At 58.7% G+C, this 6,433-nt stretch carries 4 protein-coding genes; 1 reads left to right on the forward strand and 3 read right to left on the reverse strand.

What is annotated here, in order from left to right; genetic code table 11:
* The coding region (locus tag M3461_14430; GenBank protein MDQ3775455.1) for a hypothetical protein at positions 1–470 on the reverse strand (470 nt) is incomplete at its 3' end.
* A 1,506-nt stretch (positions 471–1,976) separates the two neighbouring features.
* Here M3461_14430 and M3461_14435 point away from each other — a divergent pair.
* The gene (locus M3461_14435) at positions 1,977–2,648 is read left to right on the forward strand and encodes a transglutaminase domain-containing protein (GenBank protein ID MDQ3775456.1); all 672 of its coding nucleotides are present in this window, start codon (positions 1,977–1,979) and stop codon (positions 2,646–2,648) included.
* A gap of 215 nt (positions 2,649–2,863) precedes the next feature.
* Here the strand turns inward: M3461_14435 and M3461_14440 are convergent, their stop codons facing one another.
* Both M3461_14440 and asnB read right to left on the reverse strand, forming a co-directional pair.
* The gene (locus M3461_14440) at positions 2,864–4,069 is read right to left on the reverse strand and encodes a glycosyltransferase family 4 protein (protein ID MDQ3775457.1); all 1,206 of its coding nucleotides are present in this window, start codon (positions 4,067–4,069) and stop codon (positions 2,864–2,866) included.
* The gene (asnB, locus tag M3461_14445; GenBank protein ID MDQ3775458.1) at positions 4,062–6,032 is read right to left on the reverse strand and encodes an asparagine synthase (glutamine-hydrolyzing); all 1,971 of its coding nucleotides are present in this window, start codon (positions 6,030–6,032) and stop codon (positions 4,062–4,064) included. Before asnB ends, M3461_14440 begins: the two co-directional genes overlap by 8 nt.
* Positions 6,033–6,433: the final 401 nt, after the last annotated feature.

Consider the following 6,433-nt stretch of genomic DNA (forward strand, 5'->3'; position numbering starts at 1 on the left):
AGCCATAGGTGCAGAGATCGGTAGGTCGCCTCGAGGTCGACGATGTGTTCGAGCACCGAATGCGACAATACTACATCAACACTCTCTTTGGCGATGACGCTGCTGTCTGACCACGGCACCATGTATCTGATCGTGACGCCACTAGTCTGCGAACCCGAATTGAGAAGCGCGCTTCTAATCTGCCCGATCCGATTCTCACACAAAGATTGCTCGAGCATCTCCTCGGTGAGGATGTGGCTAGGAAAAAGCTGCGAGTTCAGATACCGGTCAAAATCGGGCCAGCCTTTGGAAGGCCGCTCGGCGCGCGCCTTGAGCAGCGCAATCAGCTCTTCGAATATCTTCAGGTTGAGTTCCGTGTTGGAATACCTCACGACATCCAACGCGTAGTAATTGTTGACCCCCGACAGCATCGCAGCGAGCCCGACGCCCAGCGAATCTCCCGGCCCGAGCTCCGCCAGGGTATTGGGCACTGACCGCATCCCGTTTTCCCACAGAATCGTAAGGTGCTTCAGCCAAACGCCGTAGGAATACGAAGCTGAATTCGTGCCACCCGTCCCGCGTCGAAATATTCTTCGGAGGCCCGGAACAAAAGTCGCAAGTCCCCTTATCACCAGACTGACTGTCATATGGAGACCCTACAAAATCTCAGCATGTTACAGTTGAGCCTTGCGTTTGCGCCCGAACCGTCTTTGCTCGAGTCGAAAGCAACCGGATTAGTCATTTGCGGCCCGCTGCGCACTCACACGGTCCTGAGCGGACATTGCCACCATTAAAGTGAAACCTACCAACCACTAATATCCGGAGGTGACGTTATAGCTAAACAAAGCGGCTACAAGGGCGCACACCGCAAGTGGAAGCGCGACTCCCGCGCCCGTCCCTTTGCGCCCCACACAGACGCCAGCACAAATGCCGGCACCACGGCAGCGCCGATCAAAGGATAGGAAGTTCAACGCTGTTTTGCAACAGGTACTGTTACGTCGGACGGGCCGGCCGGTGATCCGGCGGCCCGCGCGGGGGCGGTAAGAGCCCGTTTGGGCCGATCCCGGCCGAGTTCTGGGTGGGTGTCTGAGCTTTAGGGCGACGGACGGGCGAGGCCCGGATGCCCGGACGCGAGCCCATCGGTGCCGTCAAGTCCCGTTGACCGGTAGGAAGGTTCCGGGGGTGGAGGGCGCCTATCCGCTCGCGCCCTGGTCGAACTCATACTCGGGTAGGAGCTCACTCAGAGCGAACGTATCGCCTTCGCGTGCATCGAAGGCGCCGAGACGGAAGGGGTGCGGTTTCACGAGGCAAGCGCTTTGACGGATGGAGGACATTGCCGCGGTCCAACAAACACGAGGTGCGTACCCGCGTGCTGCGGCTCTTCAGGCGCTCCTCGGGTGATAGGAGGTAGTTCGCCGACCTCAGCTTATTACCCGCACCAGCCTTTTTGCACGTCATTTCATGGGGTTAGACCTTAAGTACGCGCCATTCAATACCGACCCCCCGATCTGGCCCCTGAGCCCCGCAACCCCACGCGGTCTGCCCGAATAACTGCTTCCCGACCCGGCGCAGACCCGCCCAATCACTCCCCCGCCCCCAACGAGAAGGCACCACGCTTGCGAAACCGCCTTGTATATCCTATCCTTATCCGTTGGCCACGCTGGCGACTGCGCAGTGCCGAAGCCGTACTGAAGCTCCGGTCGCTTCACTCCAGCGGCGATCCGGATGCCTACTCGACGTTTCACAAACCCGAAGAGCTATAGCGCAACCAACCTCTCACGGATGGCAAGCCATGACTTTCGAAAGGCCGCGTGACCGTTCCAAGCGTCGTTCTAAACGAGCCGCACCCAATCGTATTTCTCTAATGTGATGCCGTGCCATGATAAGCAAAAATCCCAACAAAGCATTTTGCTATTTCGTCATTTCAATCGGCTTTGTGCTAATTGCGATCAACATCCTTGGATTTATGACGAGCCCGAGTGTCGTTGGAAAAGATAATGAACAAAAAAAAAGCAATTCCTGGGTATGATTACCCAACTCAAGACTCATCAAAACTTAGATCTCTCCTTGATCGACCTATGGACACCTTTGATTTGGTTGCTGTGAATGACATAATATCTGCGTCACTAGTCCATTCCGACAAGAGAACAATACAACTATATGAGAATTGGTTGCTCTGGCTGGGTGGTAAATTCTATGAACCACTCTCACGAACTCAAGATGCCGAAAGAATAGTGGCAGGGAGAGGTGGTCTTTGTTCTGAAGTTTCCGCGGTCATGAACAGGATCGCAGAGCGTAATGGGCTCGAGGCAAGATTTATTGGGTTGAATGGGCATGTGGTTTCTGAAATTAAAACAGAAAATGGATGGCGTGTTGCAGACCCAGACTATGGTGTCACCTATGCTGTAGGGCTCGGCTATTTAGAGGGAGAACATGGTCCTCAGACAATGAAAAGCGCGCTAAGAGGCATGGGTTATAATGACAAAACGATAGAATCCTATATCAAGATATTCCAATCCTCTGAAGACAACGTAGTCTCCGATGTCGGTATTGCTTTGAGTCCTAGGCTATATAGAGCTGAGATGATCGCGGAGTGGTTGAAATGGATAATCCCAGTACTACTAATATTAGGCGGTATCAGCTATACGAGAAAACACATAATCGCGTAACCGGGTGCATTTAGCCCTCAGTCCACACACCAACAAGTGTTGTGTATCACAAATATATGTCATTATCAAGTCCCTTATGGTATGGTTTCCCCCTTGGTATGTGTGCCGTAGAAATCGAGCTGTCTTGCTAGAAATGGCAATATATCATATGATTACGTCCTTAATGTGCATCTTATCAAGACCAATGTACCCCAGCGACCTTGCGTGTCGCCAATTCAGCCCTCGGTGATTGAAGAATCCGCGATCCGCCATTCCGGCACCAACTCCCGATACACGGCAAGCGTGTTCGCCAGCACAATTCGCTCGTCGAACTGGGCGAGCGCTTTCTGACGGCTGGCCGCCCCCATGCGCGCCGCAAGTGCCGGATCCAGGACAAGCTTTCGGATCGCTGCCGTCAGTGCCGCAGCGTCGCGCGCGGGCACGAGAATGCCGTTGATCCCGTCCTCCACGACCTCTCGGCACCCGGGAGCGTCGGTCGTCACGATAGGCAAGCCTGCGGCCGCTGCCTCGATCAGATTGCGCGGAACGCCCTCCCGATAACTGGGCAACACGACCACGTCCGCTGTCGCCATCAGCGCGGGAATGTCCTGCATGTGGCCCATAAAAGTCACGCTGCCTTCCTCGCGCCACGCCGCCAGTTGCTCTTCGGGAACAGACGCGGGGTTGCCGGTATCCGGCTCACCAGCCACGAGAAATCGGATGTCGAGCCCTTCGGCGCGCAACACCTGCGCCGCCAGCACGAACTCGGCCACGCCCTTGGCCCAGAGCAGCCGCGCGGCGAACACGACCGACGGGGTGCGGCCGCTTATGCAAAGCGCATCCGAGCGCGGATGATACCGCTGCGTGTCAACGCCCGATCCGGCAATCAGGCGCACATGCGAAGCGTCGACCAGGCCTGCGTCAACGACGGCGCGCCGATCGTCCGGATTTTGTACGATCAACCGGCTCTGCCGGCCGCTGATCGCGAAACGGAGCAACCGGCACACCAGGGGGCGCAACCTCCGCGCAAGCAGTTCCTTGCTGCTGAAGACGTAGCCCATACCCGTCACCGCGCCTACCACGCCGCGCGTACCGGCAACCTTAGCCGCTAGCCCACCGTACACCACGCACTTGATCGTGAAGTGATGGGCAATGTCCGGTTTTTCCCGACGATAGAGTCGCCACAGAGCCCATAGCACAAAGACCTCGCGCATCGGGTTGAGGCTGCGCCGCACCATTGGCACGGGAACCCAGCGAAAACCTTCGGCCCGAAGCTTTTCCCCGTACGGCCCGGGCGGCGAGACCAGCACCACCTCCCACCCCTGCGCGCGAGCAGCTTTCGCCAGCGCAAGACGAAAGTTGAAGAGGTACCATTCCGTGTTGGCGAAGAGCAGAACCCTTGGTGGACGACGGACTGCGGAAGTGTCTGCGGCCTCAGGCATGCTCGGCTTCCAACCACGCCTGGAACATCAGCACGTCCCAAAGGTAGTACTGCAAGTTGCAGGTGCCGCTCTGGTGCCTCTCCCACCTCCGACGGATGGGCGCCGGGTCTAGAAATCCCTCGCGGCGCAACCGCGCGTCGTCGAGCAGGGCCGCTGCCCAGTCGCGCAACGGGCCTCGGAGCCAGGAATCCATCGGGACGCCGAAGCCCATCTTGGGACGCTCGATCAGTGTCTTCGGCACGTATTTGTAGAGCATCTGCCGCAGCAGCCATTTGCCTTGCCCGTCGCGGATTTTCATCGGCAGCGGCAACGAAAGGGCGAATTCCACCAGCCGATGATCGAGGAACGGCACGCGCGTTTCCAAGCTCACCGCCATCGCCGCGCGATCGAGTTTTACCAGGATGTCGTCGGGCAAATAGGTGAGCATATCCGTCATCATCATCCACTGCTCGAACGTGGATGCCACACCGGGACACATCAGCAATTCATCCAGCAGCGTCCCTGGCTCGCGGGCGCCGAGCACCAAACTGGAGGGGTCTTTCCAATGCGAGACCAGGTACCGATATTGCGCCCCGCAATCGTCCAACGCCAGCACCCCTGCCGCCTTGTACGCCTTGTCGCTCGGCTGGGTGACTCGGAAATACGGGGCCACCACCCCGAGGGGCGGCAACAGCGCGTTTAGCAGCCACGGCGGACACGCGCCGATGGTCTGCGCCAGCCGGCGGCGCATTGCCCGCGGTATCCACATAAGCTTGCGACGCCAGGCGCGGGCGACAAAGTAACGGTTGTAGCCGCCAAAGAGCTCGTCCCCGGCATCGCCGGAGAGGCTCACCGTGACGTGCTGGCGCGCGTGCTGCGCGACCAGAAATGTGGGGATCTGCGAAGAATCCGAGAACGGCTCGTCGTAGATTTCTGGCAGGCGGGGAATGACCGCCTGCGCTTCGTCGGAGCTCACATAAAACTCCGTGTGCTCGGTGCCCAGGTGGCGGGCCACCGCATTGGCGTATTCCGCCTCGTTATAACCAGCCTCCGCAAAACCTATGGAGAAGGTGCGCACGCGGCGGGGCGACTGCACCTGCATCAGCGCCACGATGGCAGAAGAATCCACGCCACCCGAGAGGAAAGCCCCAAGCGGCACATCCGATATACTTTGCAGCGCAATCGCCTGACCGGATATCCGCTCCAACTCGGCCAGCGCCGCGGCATCACCCTGCGCGAACGGCTCTTCCCTGCCGCGCGCCGCCGCCGCAAGTACCGACCAATACACTCGGGGTGCCGGTAGCTGGCGCCGGCGTACGTCGTCCTGCGAAACGGTGAGCCATGTCCCAGGGGGCAGCTTCCAAACACCCTTATAGATCGAATAGGGCGCCGGAATGCAGTTGTGGCGAAAAAACAGCGTCAGAACATCGCGGTCCACCTCGCCTCGCCAAGACGGATGGGCGCGCAACGCCTTCAGCTCCGATCCGAACAGGAGCGCATCACCCGCCCAGCCGTAATAGAGTGGCTTTTCGCCGAGGCGATCCCGCATCAGATGGAGCTGACGTTCTGTCCGGTCCCACAGCGCGATCGCAAACATGCCGACGCACCGCCGCAGCGTGTCTTCGATGCCCCACGACTCGAAGCCAGCCAGCAGCGTTTCGGTATCGGAATGCCCACGCCATGCCGGCGCTGTCCCCGAAGCCTGGAGCACCTGCCGCAGGTCGGCGTGGTTGTAAATCTCCCCGTTGAAGGCGATGACCCGGCGGCCCGATGCAGACACCATTGGCTGGTGCCCGGCCGCGGACAGGTCCAAAATAGCCAGGCGGCGATGCACCAAACCCATACCCGCATCGGCATCGATCCATTGGTCCGAATGGTCCGGCCCACGATGGCGGATTCGATCGCCCATGCGCTGCAATACCGCTTGCCATTGCAGGTTCGGCTTGGCCGCCATGCGCGCTACAAATCCCGCAAGACCGCACATTGGTTCCCTCAGCCTTTGCGTCGGAGCACGACGTCAAAGCCACTCACCAGCAAGTCTTCATCTGGCAAGTGGCGAAACGATGCATGTAACTTGACGCGTGGCGTTGGCAGTTTCTCCCAGCGTATCACTCGCGCAAGATGGCATTCAAAGCTCGCGCGCTTGAACGGCGCCAGCATCTCGCCGAAGCGAACGCGGTTGGTATAGAACCCTGAGCCACGACAAAGCTTTCCTTCCCAGGCCGCGTCGAAAAACCGAAGGGCGCTCAGCCCACTGCCTAAGGCCGCTAGTAGAAATAACTTGAACAATATCTTGTAAGGACCTATTCTTTATGCGTGGACAAGGGCCTGCGCAAAGCCACCAAGCAGAAATACCAGCAGTTGGTTGGTCGTCTGACGGAAAAC

This window comes from Pseudomonadota bacterium, assembly GCA_030860485.1.
GTDB lineage: Bacteria > Pseudomonadota > Gammaproteobacteria > JACCXJ01 > JACCXJ01 > JACCXJ01.